The organism is Serratia sp. TSA_105.2 (assembly GCF_052692115.1).
The window spans coordinates 1-15,987 of the sequence record NZ_JBQZFT010000006.1 but is presented as its reverse complement, the minus strand read 5'-3'; the positions used below and the strand labels follow the sequence as shown (position 1 = coordinate 15,987).

General features: G+C 60.9%; 15 protein-coding genes and 1 pseudogene. 8 read left to right on the top strand and 8 right to left on the bottom strand.

Annotated features, from left to right (window positions below):
* Positions 1 to 74: 74 nt before the first annotated feature.
* On the bottom strand, positions 75 to 1,427 hold the full coding sequence (gene glpT, locus ACUTSC_RS17695; protein ID WP_047729425.1) for a glycerol-3-phosphate transporter: 1,353 nt from the start codon (positions 1,425 to 1,427) through the stop codon (positions 75 to 77).
* A gap of 364 nt (positions 1,428 to 1,791) precedes the next feature.
* On the opposite strand from glpT, the gene glpA reads away from it, so the two are divergent.
* Genes glpA through glpC form a run of 3 tightly spaced genes read left to right on the top strand, consistent with a single transcriptional unit; the run spans position 1,792 to position 5,895 of the window.
* On the top strand, positions 1,792 to 3,441 hold the full coding sequence (gene glpA / locus ACUTSC_RS17690; RefSeq protein ID WP_197768265.1) for an anaerobic glycerol-3-phosphate dehydrogenase subunit A: 1,650 nt from the start codon (positions 1,792 to 1,794) through the stop codon (positions 3,439 to 3,441).
* Positions 3,431 to 4,699, top strand: coding sequence for a glycerol-3-phosphate dehydrogenase subunit GlpB (gene glpB / locus ACUTSC_RS17685; RefSeq protein ID WP_197768379.1), 1,269 nt, complete (start codon positions 3,431 to 3,433; stop codon positions 4,697 to 4,699). The genes glpA and glpB overlap by 11 nt, the downstream gene beginning before the upstream one ends.
* A complete protein-coding gene (glpC, locus tag ACUTSC_RS17680; RefSeq protein ID WP_197768264.1) occupies positions 4,696 to 5,895 on the top strand; it encodes an anaerobic glycerol-3-phosphate dehydrogenase subunit GlpC in 1,200 nt (399 codons plus the stop codon). Before glpB ends, glpC begins: the two co-directional genes overlap by 4 nt.
* Before the next feature lie 35 nt (positions 5,896 to 5,930).
* Here glpC and ACUTSC_RS17675 read toward each other — a convergent pair whose 3' ends face one another.
* From ACUTSC_RS17675 to ACUTSC_RS17665, 3 genes are all read right to left on the bottom strand, one after another.
* Positions 5,931 to 6,494 (bottom strand): DcrB family lipoprotein, encoded by a 564-nt coding sequence (locus tag ACUTSC_RS17675; protein ID WP_445653483.1) that lies wholly within the window; start codon positions 6,492 to 6,494, stop codon positions 5,931 to 5,933.
* 80 nt (positions 6,495 to 6,574) lie between these two features.
* On the bottom strand, positions 6,575 to 7,009 hold the full coding sequence (locus tag ACUTSC_RS17670) for a GNAT family N-acetyltransferase (RefSeq protein ID WP_197768262.1): 435 nt from the start codon (positions 7,007 to 7,009) through the stop codon (positions 6,575 to 6,577).
* Between the two features lie 41 nt (positions 7,010 to 7,050).
* Entirely contained in the window at positions 7,051 to 7,710 is a 660-nt protein-coding gene (locus ACUTSC_RS17665) for a 7-cyano-7-deazaguanine/7-aminomethyl-7-deazaguanine transporter (protein WP_197768261.1), read from the bottom strand.
* A gap of 220 nt (positions 7,711 to 7,930) precedes the next feature.
* On the opposite strand from ACUTSC_RS17665, the gene tusA reads away from it, so the two are divergent.
* Positions 7,931 to 8,176 (top strand): sulfurtransferase TusA, encoded by a 246-nt coding sequence (tusA, locus tag ACUTSC_RS17660; protein WP_025304890.1) that lies wholly within the window; start codon positions 7,931 to 7,933, stop codon positions 8,174 to 8,176.
* 89 nt (positions 8,177 to 8,265) lie between these two features.
* On the opposite strand, the gene ACUTSC_RS17655 is transcribed toward tusA, so the two are convergent.
* Positions 8,266 to 10,584 carry a zinc/cadmium/mercury/lead-transporting ATPase gene (locus ACUTSC_RS17655; protein ID WP_197768260.1) on the bottom strand — a complete coding sequence of 773 codons (2,319 nt, stop codon included), beginning with the start codon at positions 10,582 to 10,584 and terminating at the stop codon, positions 8,266 to 8,268.
* Between the two features lie 683 nt (positions 10,585 to 11,267).
* Here ACUTSC_RS17655 and ACUTSC_RS17650 point away from each other — a divergent pair.
* Positions 11,268 to 12,731 carry a serralysin family metalloprotease gene (locus ACUTSC_RS17650; RefSeq protein ID WP_063989064.1) on the top strand — a complete coding sequence of 488 codons (1,464 nt, stop codon included), beginning with the start codon at positions 11,268 to 11,270 and terminating at the stop codon, positions 12,729 to 12,731.
* A 55-nt stretch (positions 12,732 to 12,786) separates the two neighbouring features.
* Positions 12,787 to 13,164 (top strand): AprI/Inh family metalloprotease inhibitor, encoded by a 378-nt coding sequence (locus ACUTSC_RS17645; RefSeq protein WP_063989063.1) that lies wholly within the window; start codon positions 12,787 to 12,789, stop codon positions 13,162 to 13,164.
* A 40-nt stretch (positions 13,165 to 13,204) separates the two neighbouring features.
* Here ACUTSC_RS17645 and ACUTSC_RS17640 read toward each other — a convergent pair whose 3' ends face one another.
* Complete coding sequence (locus ACUTSC_RS17640) at positions 13,205 to 13,831, bottom strand: lysoplasmalogenase (protein ID WP_063989062.1); 627 nt, start codon at positions 13,829 to 13,831, stop codon at positions 13,205 to 13,207.
* Positions 13,832 to 13,991: 160 nt separating this feature from the next.
* On the opposite strand from ACUTSC_RS17640, the gene ACUTSC_RS17635 reads away from it, so the two are divergent.
* Positions 13,992 to 14,348, top strand: a complete 357-nt coding sequence (locus tag ACUTSC_RS17635; RefSeq protein ID WP_445653482.1) for a DUF2500 domain-containing protein — start codon at positions 13,992 to 13,994, stop codon at positions 14,346 to 14,348.
* Between the two features lie 3 nt (positions 14,349 to 14,351).
* Here ACUTSC_RS17635 and ACUTSC_RS17630 read toward each other — a convergent pair whose 3' ends face one another.
* Positions 14,352 to 14,624, bottom strand: coding sequence for a DUF1145 family protein (locus ACUTSC_RS17630; RefSeq protein WP_004934327.1), 273 nt, complete (start codon positions 14,622 to 14,624; stop codon positions 14,352 to 14,354).
* Positions 14,614 to 15,234, bottom strand: coding sequence for a 16S rRNA (guanine(966)-N(2))-methyltransferase (rsmD, locus tag ACUTSC_RS17625; RefSeq protein WP_197768258.1), 621 nt, complete (start codon positions 15,232 to 15,234; stop codon positions 14,614 to 14,616). The genes ACUTSC_RS17630 and rsmD overlap by 11 nt, the downstream gene beginning before the upstream one ends.
* Before the next feature lie 242 nt (positions 15,235 to 15,476).
* Between rsmD and ACUTSC_RS17620 the strand changes: the two are divergent.
* Positions 15,477 to 15,987: pseudogene (locus ACUTSC_RS17620) on the top strand (signal recognition particle-docking protein FtsY); the annotation flags it as partial.

Genomic DNA, 15,987 nt, shown 5'->3' with positions numbered 1-15,987 from the left:
CTCCGTGTTGTTGGGGGCAGGGTAGTAAAAAGGCCGCAGGGCGGCCTTTAAATCATGCAAAAGTCGTGTGACGCTTAACCGCGCTTGGCGGCGATTTCCGCGTGGTGTTTCTTTTCGTTCAGCATGGTCAGCAGCAGCAGGATAACCGCCAGCACGCCGCCGCCGATCATCACCATGAAGCCGCCGTCCCAACCGAAGAAGTCCACGGTGTAACCGACGATGGCGCTGGCTGCAACCGAGCCGCCCAGGTAACCGAACAGGCCGGTGAAGCCCGCGGCGGTGCCGGCGGCTTTCTTCGGCGCCAGCTCCAGCGCGTGCAGGCCGATCAGCATCACCGGGCCGTAGATCAGGAAGCCGATGACCAGCATACAGATCATGTCCACGGTCGGGTTACCGGCCGGGTTCATCCAGAACACCACGGTGGCGATGGTCACCAGCGTCATGAAGAACACGCCGGTGGCGCCGCGGTTGCCTTTGAACACTTTGTCCGACATCCAGCCGCACAGCAGGGTGCCCGGGATACCGGCGTATTCATACAGGAAGTAGGCCCAGGACGACTTGTCCAGCGCGAAGTGTTTCACTTCTTTCAGGTAGGTCGGCGACCAGTCCAGAATGCCGTAACGCAGCAGATAGACGAACACGTTGGCGACCGCGATGTACCACAGCAGCTTGTTCGGCAGAATGTACTGCATGAAGATCTGCTTGGCGGTCAGCTCTTCTTCGTCTTTTTCGCTGTAGTCGTCCGGATAGTCGTTTTTGTACTCTTCAATCGGCGGCAGGCCACAGGATTGCGGGGTGTCGCGCATCAGGGCGAAGGCGATCAGGGCCACCAGGATGGCGCCGAAGGCCGGCATGTACAGCGCCGCGTGCCAGTCGTTGAACCAGGCCATACCCAGCAGGAACAGCAGCGGCGGCAGGCCGCCACCCACGTTGTGGGCGCAGTTCCAGATGGAAACGATGCCGCCGCGTTCTTTCTGCGACCACCAGTGCACCATGGTGCGGCCGCACGGCGGCCAACCCATGCCCTGGAACCAGCCGCACAGGAACAGCAGGACGAACATGATGGCGATGCTGGAGGTGGCCCATGGCACGAAGCCCATGAACAACATCACCGCCGCCGCCAGGATCAGGCCGGCGGGCAGGAACACCCGCGGGTTGGAACGGTCGGAGACCGAACCCATGATGAATTTGGAGAAGCCGTAGGCGATGGAGATGCCCGACAGCGCGAAGCCGAGGTCGCCGCGGCTGAAGCCTTGTTCGATCAGGTAAGGCATGGCCAGGGTGAAGTTCTTACGCACCAGATAGTAAGCGGCGTAACCGAAGAAGATCCCCAGGAAAATTTGCCAGCGCAGCTTACGGTAGAGCGGGTCTACCTTATCGCTCGGCACACGGGCGGTGTGTGCGGCCGGCTTAAAAATACTCAACATGAGCGCCTCCGATGGCTTTATCTGTTATCACATCAATATGACCTTTTACGTTCATTTGATGATTGAGCGGATATCGAATGTGGTGTTTTTGTGTTCCATAACGAGCGCCATTGTCGACAAATACGCCTGGTGTCGCTGTGACGAATGGCGCAATTGTTACACTTTCATGAAACCACGGCGGATTTTGAGCGATTCGTTAACGTTATGAAATAGAAAAACGTCCAAAAATCGTGATTATGATCACATTGATGGTTTTTTGTGGTCATTTTTATTTCGTTTTATGTTCGTTATTGTTCCTTATCAAACAAAGACCCTAATAACCGTGGCTCAATAGGCTCATAACTACCGATCCTGAGGGAGCGACATGAGCAGCTATTTTGACGGCGGCGAAACGGATGTAATCATCATCGGCGGCGGCGCCACCGGCGCAGGCATTGCCCGCGACTGTGCGCGGCGCGGCTTGCGCTGCATCTTGCTGGAGCGCCACGACATCGCCACCGGCGCCACCGGCCGCAACCACGGTTTATTGCACAGTGGCGCGCGCTATGCGGTGACCGATGGCGAGTCGGCGCGCGAGTGCATCGAAGAAAACCGCATCCTGAAACGTATCGCTCATCACTGTATCGAACGCACCGATGGGCTGTTCATCACCCTGCCGCAGGACTCACTGGACTATCAGCAACAGTTTATCGCCGCCTGTCGCCAGGCCGACATCGACGCCGAAGCGATCGACCCGCAGCTGGCGCTGCGGCTGGAGCCGGCGGCCAACTCGGCGTTGATCGGCGCGGTGCGCGTGCCGGACGGCACCGTCGATCCTTTCCGACTGACCGCCGCCAACATGTTGGACGCGCGCGAGCATGGCGCGCAGATCCTGACCTACCACCAGGTGGTGGGATTGTTGCGCAGCGGCGATCGGGTAACGGGCGTGCGCGTTTACGACCATCAGAATCAGCGGCGCTATGAGCTGCACGCGTCGGTGGTGGTCAACGCCGCCGGCATCTGGGGCCAGCAGATCGCCGAATACGCCGATTTGCGCATCCGCATGTTCCCGGCCAAGGGGGCGCTGCTGATCCTCGGCCACCGCATCAACAACATGGTGATCAACCGCTGCCGCAAACCGGCAGACGCCGACATCCTGGTGCCGGGCGACACCATCTCGTTGATCGGTACTACCTCGACCCATATCGACTACGACCAAATTGACAACATGCTGGTGACCCCGCAGGAAGTGGACATTCTGATCCGCGAGGGGGCGCTGCTGGCGCCCACCCTGGCGCAGACCCGCATTCTGCGTGCCTACGCCGGGGTACGGCCGCTGGTGGCCAGCGACGACGATCCCAGCGGGCGCAACGTCAGCCGCGGCATCGTGCTGCTCGATCACGCCAGCCGCGACGGGCTGGAAGGGTTTATCACCATCACCGGCGGCAAGCTGATGACTTACCGCCTGATGGCGGAGTGGGCCACCGACAAGGTGTGCGAGAAGCTTGGCGTAAACCGCCCGTGCACCACCGCGCAGGACGCGTTGCCCGGCTCCCGCCAGTCGGCGGAGGAAACGGTGCGCAGCGTGGTTTCACTGCCCGCCAGTATTCGCGGCTCAGCAATTTATCGCCACGGCGATCGCGCCAGCCAGGTGCCGGCGGCCGATCGGCTCGACACCAGCCTGGTGTGCGAATGCGAGGCGGTGACCGCCGGGGAAGTGCGCTATGCGGTCAACTCGCTGACCGTCAATAACCTGGTGGATCTGCGCCGCCGCACCCGCGTCGGCATGGGCACCTGCCAGGGGGAACTCTGCGCCTGCCGCGCCGCCGGGCTGCTGACGCGCTTTAACGTCAGCACGCCGCAGCAGTCCATCGCGCAGCTGTCGCAGTTCCTCAACGAACGGTGGAAAGGCGTACGGCCGATCGCCTGGGGCGATGCGCTGCGCGAGAGCGAATTTACCAGCTGGGTTTACCAGGGGTTATGCGGGCTTGAGGCCCAGGCCGACAAGGAGCAGGAGGCGGATGATGCGATTTGACGTAGTGATGATTGGCGGCGGCCTGGCGGGTCTGAGCTGCGCTATTGCCGTAGCCGAACAGGGCAAGCGCTGCGCGGTGGTCAGTTCTGGCCAGAGCGCGCTCTACTTCTCCTCCGGCTCGCTCGATCTGCTGGCGAGATTGCCGGACGGCACGCCGGTCGAGATGCCGCTGGCGGCGTTGCCGCAGTTGGCGCAGCAGGCGCCGCAGCATCCGTATGCCCTGATCGGGCCCGGCCGGGTGGCGGCGCTGTCCGCCGCCGCGCAGCGGCTGCTGGCGCGCTGCGGGCTGAACCTGCAGGGCGAGGGCGCCAATAACCATCTGCGCATTACGCCGCTCGGCACGCGCCGCGCCACCTGGCTCAGCCCGCAGGCGATCCCGACGCTGCCGCTGACCGGCCAACTGCCGTGGCGGCGCATCGCGGTGATCGGCATCGAAGGGTTTCTCGACTTCCAGCCGCAGATGGCCGCCGACTCCCTGAGCCGCGAGCTCGGCGTAGAGACGGAGGTGGCGTATCTGCACATGCCGGCGCTGGACAGATTGCGCAATAACCCCAGTGAGTTCCGCGCGGTGAACATTGCCCGGGTACTGGATTTGATGGAAAGCCTGCCGCCGATGGCCGAGGAGCTGCGGCGGTTGGCGGGCGAGGCCGACGCGCTCTTCCTGCCGGCCTGTTTGGGATTGGAGGACGACGCGTCGCTGGCGGTGCTGCAGGATGCGGTCGGCAAACCGATCCGGCTGCTGCCGACGCTGCCGCCTTCGGTGCCCGGCATGCGCTTGCATCAGGCGCTGCGGCGGCGTTTCCAACAGCTGGGCGGCGTTTTCATGCCTGGCGACAGCGTGCTGCGCGCCGAGTGTGAAGCCGGCCGCGTCACCGGCCTGTATACCCGCAACCACGGCGATATCCCGCTGCGGGCGCAGCAGGTGGTGCTGGCCAGCGGCAGCTTCTTCAGCAACGGGCTGGTGGCGGATTTTGACGGGGTGCGCGAGCCGATCTTCGGGCTGGACGTACACAGCCGCGCCGATCGCGCCGACTGGAGCCAGCGCGAGCTGTTCGCGCCGCAACCTTATCTGCAGTTTGGCGTGCGTACCGACGGCAGACTGCGGGCGATGAAACAGGGAATGCCGTTCGACAATCTGTATGCCATCGGCGCGGTCGCCGGCGGCTACGATCCGCTGCAGCAGGGCTGCGGCGCCGGCGTGTCATTGATCGGTGCGCTGCACGTCGCGCAGCAGATCGCCGCGGAGGAAAACGCATGAGCCTGCATCAGGACCACAGCTTTGAAAGCTGCATCAAATGCACCGTCTGCACCACCTACTGCCCGGTCGCCAAAGTGAACCCGCTCTATCCGGGGCCAAAACAGGCGGGGCCGGACGGCGAGCGGCTGCGGCTGAAAGATCCGGCGCTGTACGACGAAGCGCTGAAATACTGCACCAACTGCAAGCGTTGTGAAGTGGCCTGCCCGTCCGACGTCAAAATCGGCGACATCATTCAGCGCGCCCGCGCCGACTTCGCCCAGAGCAAGCCGACGCTGCGCGACGCCATCCTCAGCCACACCGACATCATGGGATCGCTGTCGACGCCGTTCGCGCCGATCGTTAACGCCGCTACCGGGCTGAAACCGATGCGCAAGCTGTTGGACAAGGCGCTGAAGATCGATCACCGTCGCGAACTGCCGAAATACTCGTTCGGCACCTTCCGCCGCTGGTACCGGCAACAGGCGAAAACTCAGCAGCGTTATGCCGAGCAGGTGGCGTTTTTCCACGGCTGCTTCGTCAACTATAACCATCCGCAGCTGGGCAAGGATTTGATCCGGGTGTTCAACGCGCTGGATATCGGCGTGCAGTTGCTGAAACGCGAGAAATGCTGTGGCGTGCCGCTGATCGCCAACGGGTTTATCGAGCAGGCCAAAAAGCAGGCCAGGGTCAACGCCGAGTCGCTGCATGAAGCGGTGCTGGAGCACGGCATTCCGGTGGTGGCGACCTCATCGAGCTGTACCTTCACCCTGCGCGACGAATACCCGCATCTGCTGGACGTGGACACCACCCCGGTGCGCGATCGGGTGGAGCTGGCGACGCGCTATCTCTATCGCCTGATCAATCAGGGGCGCAGCCTGCCGCTGAAGCACACGCCGCTGCGGGTGGCTTATCACACGCCGTGCCATATGGAGAAGATGGGCTGGACCGCCTACACGCTGGAGCTGCTGCGGCAGATACCGGGGCTGGAGCTGGTGGTGCTGGATTCGCAGTGCTGCGGCATCGCCGGCACCTACGGGTTCAAATCGGAGAACTACGCCACTTCGCAAGGCATCGGCGCGCCGCTGTTCCGGCAGATAGAAGAGAGCGGGGTGGATCTGGTGGTGACCGACTGCGAGACCTGCAAATGGCAGATAGAAATGTCCACCAGCAAGCGCTGCGAACATCCGATCACCCTGCTGGCGCAGGCGTTGGCATAAAAACTCAAGGGCCGGCAAGCCGGCCCTCTGTGGGATTACTGCTTCAGCTTCAGGGTGGAGATGATGCCTTCGGCTTCGGTCTGCGCCTGCTGCTGATTGTCCGCCGGCAGCGTTACCTGAATGGTCAGCATGTTGTTGTTCAGCGAACCGATCAGGACGGAGGAATAGGCTTTTTCACCGCCGCTGGTGATGATGCTGTCCAACTGACGCAGCGGCACGCCGTTGACGTCGAGCGCTTTGTTGGTGATCACCTGCAGGTTGGCGTCACGCGCGCGCTGGGTATTCTCCAGGCGATTGGCCAGGGTCTCCAGGCTGTCGGCGGTCTTGTCGCCCAGGATGACGATCACCGCGCGCTGGCCGGTGCTGTCTGCGTAAACATGCATGTTGTTGGCCTGGTTGCCCAGCTTGCCGCTCTGATCCGCCATGCCAACCGGCAGGGTGAACGCCAGTTTACCGTCCAGCAGGCTGACCTGCTGCTCAGCCGGCGCGCTGGCCGCCGCGCCGTCTGGCGCTGCCTTGGTGTCTTTGGTGTTGCCGTCGCAGGCCGCGAGGCCAAGCGCCAGCAGGCTGATACCCATCAATTTCGCTACTTTACGCATCGGGCTTCCTTATTCCTTTCCGGTAGGGATTCACTGCCGTATCGCAACCTATTCCAGGTTGAAATGCAAGGCAGATGTTGTCACAAGTTTTTTTCCAGTAATAGCCGATAATCAGCCACTTCGCCTTTCTTTTCCAGCTGAACAATCTGATAGTGGTGGGCGAGCAGCATCGTCAGCATGGCACGGAACCGGTTACGGGTTTTGACCGTCAGCTGGCGATAGCCCTGCGCCCGCGCCCAGCGTTCCTGTTCGGCCAACAAAGCCTGCGCCACGCCGTGGTGACGAAACGCCGGCAGCACCCCGCCCAGCCAGCTGTAAAACACCGTTTCCTGCCGTTGATAACCGAGCTTGAAACCGGCCGGTTGGCCGTCGATTTCGGCGATCAACAGGCTGGCGGGGGTGGCGCCGATGCGCCGCTGCAGATCGGCCAGGCTATGCAGGCCGCCGAATTCGGGGATGCGTTGGTAAAGGCGGTGGATTTCTTCGAGCGTGGCGGTGCGGACGATTGGGGTCATGAGCGGCCTCCAAAGGATAGGGCCGCCCAGAATAACACGACTCAGCTCGGCTGCAGGCTGCCGCTGCGCGCTGCGATGCGTTTGAGCAGCATGTTCAGCAACACGCCGTACATCGGCAGGAAGAACAGCAGGCAGATCATCACCTTGAAGCTGTAATCCACCAACGCGATCTCCACCCAGTTGTTGGCCATAAAGGGATCGCTGCTCTTGTAGAAGGCGATGAAGAAGAACGCCAGCGTATCGCTGATGTTGCCGAGGAACATCGCCGCCGCCGGCGCCACCCACCAGGCGCTGCGCTGGCGCAGGCGGTTGAAGACGTGAACGTCGAGGATCTGGCCGAGCACGTAGGCCATAAAGCTGGCCACGGCGATGCGCGCCACGAACAGGTTAAAACTGCCCAGCGCTGCGAAGCCCTGCCACTCTCCCTGATAGGTGACGGTGGAGATCACGTAAGAGATGAACAGCGCCGGCACCATCACCGCCAGGATAATCCGTCGCGCCAGCGGCGCGCCGAAGATGCGCACGGTCAGATCGGTTGCGAGGAAGATAAACGGGAAGGTAAAGGCGCCCCAGGTGGTATGGAAGCCGAAAACGGTGATCGGCAGCTGCACCAGGTAGTTGCTGGAGGTAATGATGGCGATATGAAACAGCGAAAGCCAGACCAACGCCGTGAAGCGCTGCTGTGCGGTAAACGAATACATGTTGTAGCCTTTTTAGCAGTGGGGTGAGGGAACCCAGTGTGTCTTGTCAAAACAGCAAAAAACGCTGCGCGGCGGCATGATACGCGTTTGCGCAACCAATGCAATGGTTAAATTTAACGCAAACGTTAACGCATCTTGCGCAGAAAAACTACCGGCGTAAACTAGGCGCTAATGAGATGCGGCGAGCGTTCGCCGCTCGTTTTTGAACGAGAAAAATTGCATGACTGACTTATTTGCCCAGGCAGACCAGACGCTCGACGCGCTGGGCCTGCGTTGCCCGGAACCGGTAATGATGGTGCGCAAAACCGTGCGCCATATGGACAACGGCGAAACGCTGCTGATTATTGCCGACGATCCGGCCACTACCCGCGATATTCCGGGGTTTTGCCGCTTTATGGAGCACACGCTGGTGGCGCAGGAGACCGAGCAGGCGCCATACCGTTATTTGCTGCGTAAAGGCGTATAACGGCGACAAGGTCGCGTTGATGAAGGAAAAGTCTCTTTCCCCGAAATGACAACGGGCGCAGTATGCCGCGCCCGTATTGGTTTCCGAACTTAGCTGCGCTTTTTCAACAGCCGCAGCGCGTTGGCGGTGACCAGCGCGGTGGCGCCGGAGTCTGCCAGCACCGCCAGCCACAAACCGGTCAGCCCCAGCAGGCTGGTGATCAGGAATACCCCCTTCAGCCCCAATGCGATGGTGATGTTCTGCCGTATATTGGCGTGGGTGGCGCGCGAGATGCGGATCATCTCCGCGACGCCCACCAGCCGGTTGTGGGTCAGGGCGGCGTCGGCGGTTTCCAATGCCACGTCGGTGCCACTGCCCATGGCGATGCCGATGCTGGAGGCCTTCATCGCCGGGGCGTCGTTGATCCCGTCGCCGATCATCGCCGTCGGGCGCAGTTCGCTCAGTTCGGTGACCGCGCTGACCTTATCTTCCGGCAGCAGACCGGCGCGATAGTCGAGGCCCAGCTCGCCGGCGATCGCCGCGGCGGCGCGCGGGTTGTCGCCGGTCAGCATCACGCCGCGAATACCCAGCGCGTTCAGTTCCGCTATCGCCTGTTTGGCGTCGCCGCGCAGGGTATCGCGCAGCGCCAGCAAGCCGATGGGCGCGCCGTCTTCCAGCACCACCACCGCCGTTTTGCCGGCGTTTTCCAGCTTGTCTACCTGGCTCTGCCATTGGGCGCCGAGCAGGCCCGGTGCCAGCTTGCCCGGCGCGCTGATCAGCACGGTCTTGCCGTCCACGATCCCTTCCACGCCGACGCCGGCCAGCGCGCGGCGTGCCTGCGCCAGCGGCAGCTCCGTCCCGCTTTCGGCGGCGCGGTTGATGATCGCCTGCGCCAGCGGATGATGTGAACCGGCTTCCACCGCAGCGGCAAGCTGCAGCAGCTGCTGTTCGGTGAGCGCGCCGATTGGCAGCACGTCGGTCACCGTCGGCTTGCCTTCGGTCAGGGTGCCGGTTTTATCGAAGGCGATAGTTTGGATCTGGCCCAGTTGCTCCAGCGCCGCACCGCCTTTAATCAGCGCGCCGCGCCGCGTGGCGGCCGCCAGCCCGGATGTAATGGCCGCCGGGGTCGAGATCACCAATGCGCATGGGCAGCCGATCAGCAGCAGCGTCAGGCCGCGATAGATCCAGGTCTCCCACGGCTGCGAGAACAGCAGCGGCGGCACCAAGATCACCGCGACGGCCAGCAGCATAATGGCCGGGGTGTAATAACGGCTGAACCGATCGAGGAAGCGTTCGATCGGCGCGCGGCGCTCTTCGGCCTCTTCAATCAGCTGCAAAATGCGGTCGATGGCGTTTTTGCCGGGCTCGGAGATCACCTTCATCTGCGCCGCCTGATCGACGGACAGGCTGCCGGCGGCCACTTTCTCACCCTGTTGGCGCTCGACCGGCACCGATTCGCCGGTCAGGGCGCTTTCGTCGAAGCTGGCGAACGGATTGAGCAGCTCGGCGTCGGCCGGCAGGCGCCCGCCGGGCGCGATTTCAATCACGTCGCCCGGACGCAGGCTGGCGACCGGCACGCGTTTGCGCTCCGCACCTTGCAGCAGCAGCGCATCTTCCGGCACCAGCTCCATCAGCGCCGTCACCCCGCGCCGTGCGCGGTTGGCGGCGTAGGATTCCAGCAGTTCACCGACCATAAACAGCAGCAGCACCATCGCCGCCTCGGCGGTGGCGCCGATGAACAGCGCGCCGATGGCCGCCACGCTCATCAGCGTTTCGATGGCGAACGGCGTGCCGGAACGAATCAGACGCAGCGCCTTGGCGGCGACCGGCGCCAATCCGACCAGCGTGGTGGCGATAAAGGCGATGCGGCCCAGCTCCGGGTTAACCCGATCCAGCACCCAGCTGACGATCATCAGGGTGGTTAACAGCAGCAGCGGTGCGAATTCGCCGAAGCGTGAGGTTTTCGGCGCGGCGGCTTTGGCGTTCTGAGTGCCGAGCAGGGTAAAGCCGGCCTGGGCGACCGCGTCCTGGATCCGTAGGCTGATGTCGGACTGTGCGTCGACCACCAGTTTCTCGGTGGCGAACAACACGCGCGCGCTGTCGACGCCGGGGAGTGCGGTGACGGCATTTTCGATTTTCTTGGCGCAGCTGGGGCAGTCCATGCCGGTGACTTTCCAGCTGAAACGTTGGCTACCGGAAGGGGGAGCGGCGGCCAGCCTGTCGCTTTCCTCGTCCGGATCGTCGGGCGCGGCGGTGCAGCAGCCGCTATCGCCATGATCGTGATGGTGGTGGGCATGTTCGGCCTGTGCGGCGGCGTTTTTCGGCTCGCTGCTGCAGCCATGCTGAGTTTTGCTGTGGCTGTGGTTGCAGCCGCATCCGCCTTCGGCGTGATGATGTTCCTGATGATTATGGTTTTGCTGGTTGTGCATAACGTCCCCCCTTCTGGGCTGTTAAACGGGTTTGCTCAGTTGACTCTACACCCTGGAGTCAACTCCAGAGTCAAGCGCCGGATGAGAACTATTGCTAACGGCGTTCGAGCCTATAAAGGGGTATTCATTCAATAATGAATAATGCGAATTTTAATCTATCGGCTTTTCTTATCCCCTATTTGGGTGAAAAGGCTCGCTGCCGTTAGTTTAAATAAGAAAATAATATTCCTATAGAAACTAAAGAGTCGCGCGACCTAATAATAAAGAGTTATTAATCTGTAACGCTTTAGCAAAATTTACCTTTTTACCGGTATCAAGCCAGCATGATTCGCTTGAGTCTGCAGGCCGCATTGCTATTGAAGTTTGGTGCCAACTTATCCTCATCAAGTTTCATTTGTTTTGTAAATAAGCCTAAAAAGCAGCATAACAAACTTTCGTTGTGATAATAAATGGTTGATTATTTTATGTACAGTTTTGCGGCCCTGCCTATAATTGGAATCGATTACCATTTTTAATGGCGATCTTATTTGCTGATATATATGCATTAATTCTACCTAACACACTGCCGGTAACGGCGCATAAGCCCCTTCCAGCAAGCTTAAGGTTCATTAACCGTGGCTTACGGGGAGGTTATGTCTATCTGTCTGATTGATATCAATCAGGTAATGAGTGGAATCGAACCAATGCAATCTACTAAAAAGGCAATTGAAATTACTGAATCCAGCCTTGCAGCCGCAACAACCGGCTACGATGCTGTAGACGACCTGCTGCATTATCATGAGCGGGGTAACGGGATTCAGATTAATGGCAAGGATTCATTTTCTAACGAGCAAGCTGGGCTGTTTATTACCCGCGAGAATCAAACCTGGAACGGTTACAAGGTATTTGGCCAGCCGGTTAAATTAACCTTCTCCTTCCCGGACTATAAGTTCTCTTCCACCAACGTCGCCGGCGACACCGGGCTGAGCAAGTTCAGCGCAGAACAGCAACAGCAGGCTAAGCTGTCGCTGCAATCCTGGGCCGACGTCGCCAATATCACCTTCACTGAAGTGGCGGCCGGTCAAAAGGCCAACATCACCTTCGGCAACTACAGCCAGGATCGTCCTGGCCACTATGATTACGGCACCCAGGCTTACGCCTTCCTGCCGAACACCATTTGGCAGGGCCAGGATCTGGGCGGCCAGACCTGGTACAACGTCAACCAATCCAACGTGAAGCATCCGGCGACCGAAGACTACGGCCGTCAGACGTTCACCCATGAGATTGGCCATGCGTTGGGCCTGAGCCACCCGGGCGACTACAACGCCGGTGAAGGCAACCCGACCTACCGCGACGTCACCTATGCGGAGGATACCCGCCAGTTCAGCCTGATGAGCTACTGGAGTGAAACCAACACCGGTGGCGACAACGGCGGTCACTATGCCGCTGCTCCGCTGCTGGATGACATTGCCGCCATTCAGCATCTCTATGGTGCCAATCTGTCGACCCGCACCGGCGACACCGTGTACGGCTTTAACTCCAACACCGGTCGCGATTTCCTCAGCACGACCAGCAACTCGCAGAAAGTGATCTTTGCAGCCTGGGATGCGGGCGGTAACGATACTTTCGATTTCTCCGGTTACACCGCTAACCAGCGCATCAACCTGAACGAGAAATCGTTCTCCGACGTGGGTGGCCTGAAGGGCAACGTCTCGATCGCCGCTGGGGTGACCATCGAGAACGCCATCGGCGGTTCCGGCAACGACGTGATCGTCGGCAACGCGGCCAACAACGTGCTGAAAGGCGGCGCAGGTAACGACGTGCTGTTCGGCGGCGGCGGGGCGGATGAGCTGTGGGGCGGTGCCGGCAAAGACATCTTCGTGTTCTCTGCCGCCAGCGATTCCGCACCGGGCGCTTCAGACTGGATCCGCGACTTCCAGAAGGGGATCGACAAAATTGACCTGTCGTTCTTCAATAAAGAAGCGCAGAGCAGCGATTTCATTCACTTCGTCGATCACTTCAGCGGCGCGGCCGGCGAAGCGCTGCTCAGCTACAACGCTTCCAACAACGTGACCGATTTGTCGGTGAACATCGGTGGCCATCAGGCGCCGGACTTCCTGGTGAAAATCGTCGGCCAGGTAGACGTTGCCACTGACTTTATCGTGTAACACAGCAACGGAACGCCCGGCGCAGTCTCGGCCGGGCGTAATGCGGGAGCCCGGTATGAAAGGTACTTTAACGCGCACCGCTTTGGCGGCGGGCGGCATGATGATGACAAGTGCGGTCATGGCCGGCAGTTTGGCGTTGCCGACCGCGCAGTCGCTGGCGGGGCAATGGCAGGTGGCCGACAGCGAACGCCAATGCCAAATCGAGTTTCTGGCGAATGAGCAAAGCGAGACCAACGGCTATCAGCTGGTGGATCGGCAACGGTGTCTGCAAAGTGTGTTTGCGGCGGAAGTCGTGGGCTGGCGCCCGGCGCCGGACGGCATCGCCCTGCTGCGGGCGGATGGCAGCACCCTGGCCTTCTTCTCGCGCGACGGCGATCTGTATCGCAATCAGTTGGGCGCCGATGATGCCCTGACGTTGAAAGCGCTGGCTTAATGAAGAAACGGGTTCGGCGCGCCGAACCCGCGGCAGAGAGTTACAGGTAGAGCGAACGCACGATCAGGAAGTGGCCGGAGAAGTAACAGAAAGCCACGATGGCGTCCGCCGCGCGGAAGGTGAAACGGTAGCGGTTGAGCAGCCAAACCACGTTGGCCAGCAGCAGCAGCGAGGTGCCGGTCAGCAGCGAGAAGCCGAAATCGGTGCTGCGCAGGAAATATTGCTCGCCCGCCAGCCAGACCATCAGCAGCGTCATCGCCACGTAGGTGGCGATCGGCCAGCGCATTTCTTCCAGCCGGGTCCAAAGGGTAGCCAGCAGCAACGCGCCGATCGCCAGCAGCGCCAGAGGCAGCGGCCAGAACAGACTGAACGTCATCTGGCTGGCGAAGCTCAGGGTATACAGCAGATGGGACAGGAAAAAGGCGCCGATGGCGTACAGCACCCGCTCGCGCGGCAGCAGGAGCAGCGCGTCGCCGATCAGGGTCGCCAACAGGCCGAGTACGATCAGATAACCTGCAGCGCCGAGCACCGGCGCCTGCCAGGCCAACAGCAACAGCAGCAGCAGCGTGACGGGTTTGAACACCCAGCGCTGCCAGCGCGGGCCACGGTAAGAGGCGTCGACGAACAGCCAACCGGAAAAGAATACGGCAAGGAACGGCCAACTCATTTATGTCTTCCTTATGCATGAGGGAGCCGCAATTACCGGCTCCAAACTGTCACCAATGTCACTTCTTCATTTCAGTGTAGGTAGCCTGCCGACGATCGACAATGCTTTCTTGAGAATGCTATGTTTACGCCGATTTGGCCGTGAAGGAAATGGGAAACCGATGAGCAAGCCACCGTTGTTTTTTGTCGCCGTGATTGCGTTGATTGCCGTGCTGGCCACGCAACGCTATTTCAAACAGCGCCAGCAGGAGGCGGAAAACGATCGTGCGCCGATGCGCAGTCTGCAGGTGACGGTGAGCGACAAGCTCAGCTTCCCGGTTGCCAAGACCCGTGCGCCGCAACGCGAACCGCTGGTCAATGAGCCGATGTATTACGAGGTGGTGTTCCGCCCGAATCAGGGCGGTGAAGACATCACGCTGCGGCTGAAACAGTGGCAATACAACCCGATAGAAAAAGGCGCGCAGGGCACGTTGAACATGCAGGGCACGCGCTTCGTCTCTTTCACCGTTCAGCCGTAGCGGTCACTTTTTCTTGATGGGCGGCTGTTTCTTCTGCCAGGCCAACAGCTCGAACACGCCAAAGATAAAGATCTTGGCTTCTTGCCAGTAGCTGATCGGCTGATCCTTCGGCTGGGTGGATTTTAGCAGCACCAGCTGCAGGCCGTGCATCACCACCATAAAGAACAGCGCCACGTCGATGAAATACTTCAGCGGCTTGGGAAACGGATGGAACAGGTTAGAGAGCAGGAAGCCCCACACGCACAGCATCAGCAGGCGGCCCAGATTAATCAGCATGGTCGGTTTTCTCTTGCGAACGAATATAAAGGCGATAGGCCACCTGGCCGGCGACTTTCTCCCGGTGCAGCTGCCAGCTGGCAGGCACGTCCGCCGCGGCGCTTTCCGCCTCGGCTTCTACATAGATCCAGGCCTCGTCGGCCAGCCAGCCTTGCTGCTCCAGCAGCAAGGCGGTTTCCGCCAGCAGGCCTTTGCGAAACGGCGGATCGAGAAACACCACGTCAAACGGTTGGCCCTCGCCCGCCAGCCAGCTCAGCGCGTTGGTGTTGATAACCACCCCTTTGCCCTGCAGCAGCGCCAGATTTTTTTCCAGCTGCTGCGCCACCGGCCGTTCGAATTCCAGCAGCGTGGCGCTGCCGGCGTAGCGCGACAGCGCTTCCAGCCCTAATGCGCCGCTGCCGGCGAAACAGTCCAGACAGCGCGCGCCCTGAATCACCGGCGCCAGCCAGTTGAACAGGGTTTCACGCACCCGATCGGTGGTGGGGCGCAGCCCCGGGCTGTTCGGCACCGGAAGCTTGCGACCGCGCCATTGGCCGCCGATGATGCGGATCTGTCCGGCTGTGGCCTGGGGCGATTTTTTGGCCGCCGCCCGTGGCGAGAGTCTTGTCATAAGCGTTGTTTGATTTCTTTTGCGGCGCGGGGCCGCAGAGGTTAACGAAAAGTTGCCCCTATTCTACCGGTGACGGGCGTCGGGGGGAACGGTAAAACTTTGTTGTCTGATTTCACACCGGAAAGCATGCCGGATGCGTGTTGCTGCGCGAGGGAAAGTGATAGACTCGGCGGATTATTGTCAGCATATATCCTTCAGGTATGTAGGGTAAGCGAGCCTTCGGTACGGAGTAGAGTCATAACATGGCAAAAGATAAGAAACGTGGGTTTTTCTCCTGGCTGGGCTTTGGCCAGAAGGAAAAGGAAGAAGAGCAACAGCAACCTGAGCAGCCGGTAGAGCAGGCGGAGCCTCAGGCCGCGGAGACGCCGGCTGAACCGGCAGCCGCCAAGCTGGATGACAAGCTCCCCGCCCAGGAATCTGAACCTGCCGCCTCCGTCGACACCCCGGGAGAGTGGGATAACGGTCAGGCCGGCGAACCCATCGCGGAAAGTCTGCCGGCGGCGGCTGAACATCCGGCGGCGCCGCAAGCGTTGGCCGAAGAGATCGTCAGCGTCACCGAGCAGGTGGTGGCGCAGCAGCAGCCGATCGCCGAACCCGAGCCGGTTGTCGAACCTGAGCCGGTCGTTGAGCCAGAGCCAGTTGTTGAGCCCGAGCCGGTCGTTGAGCCAGAGCCGGTTGTCGAACCTGAGCCGGTCGTTGAGCCAGAGCCAGTTGTTGAGCCCGAGCCGGTCGTTGAGCCAGAGCCGGTTGTCG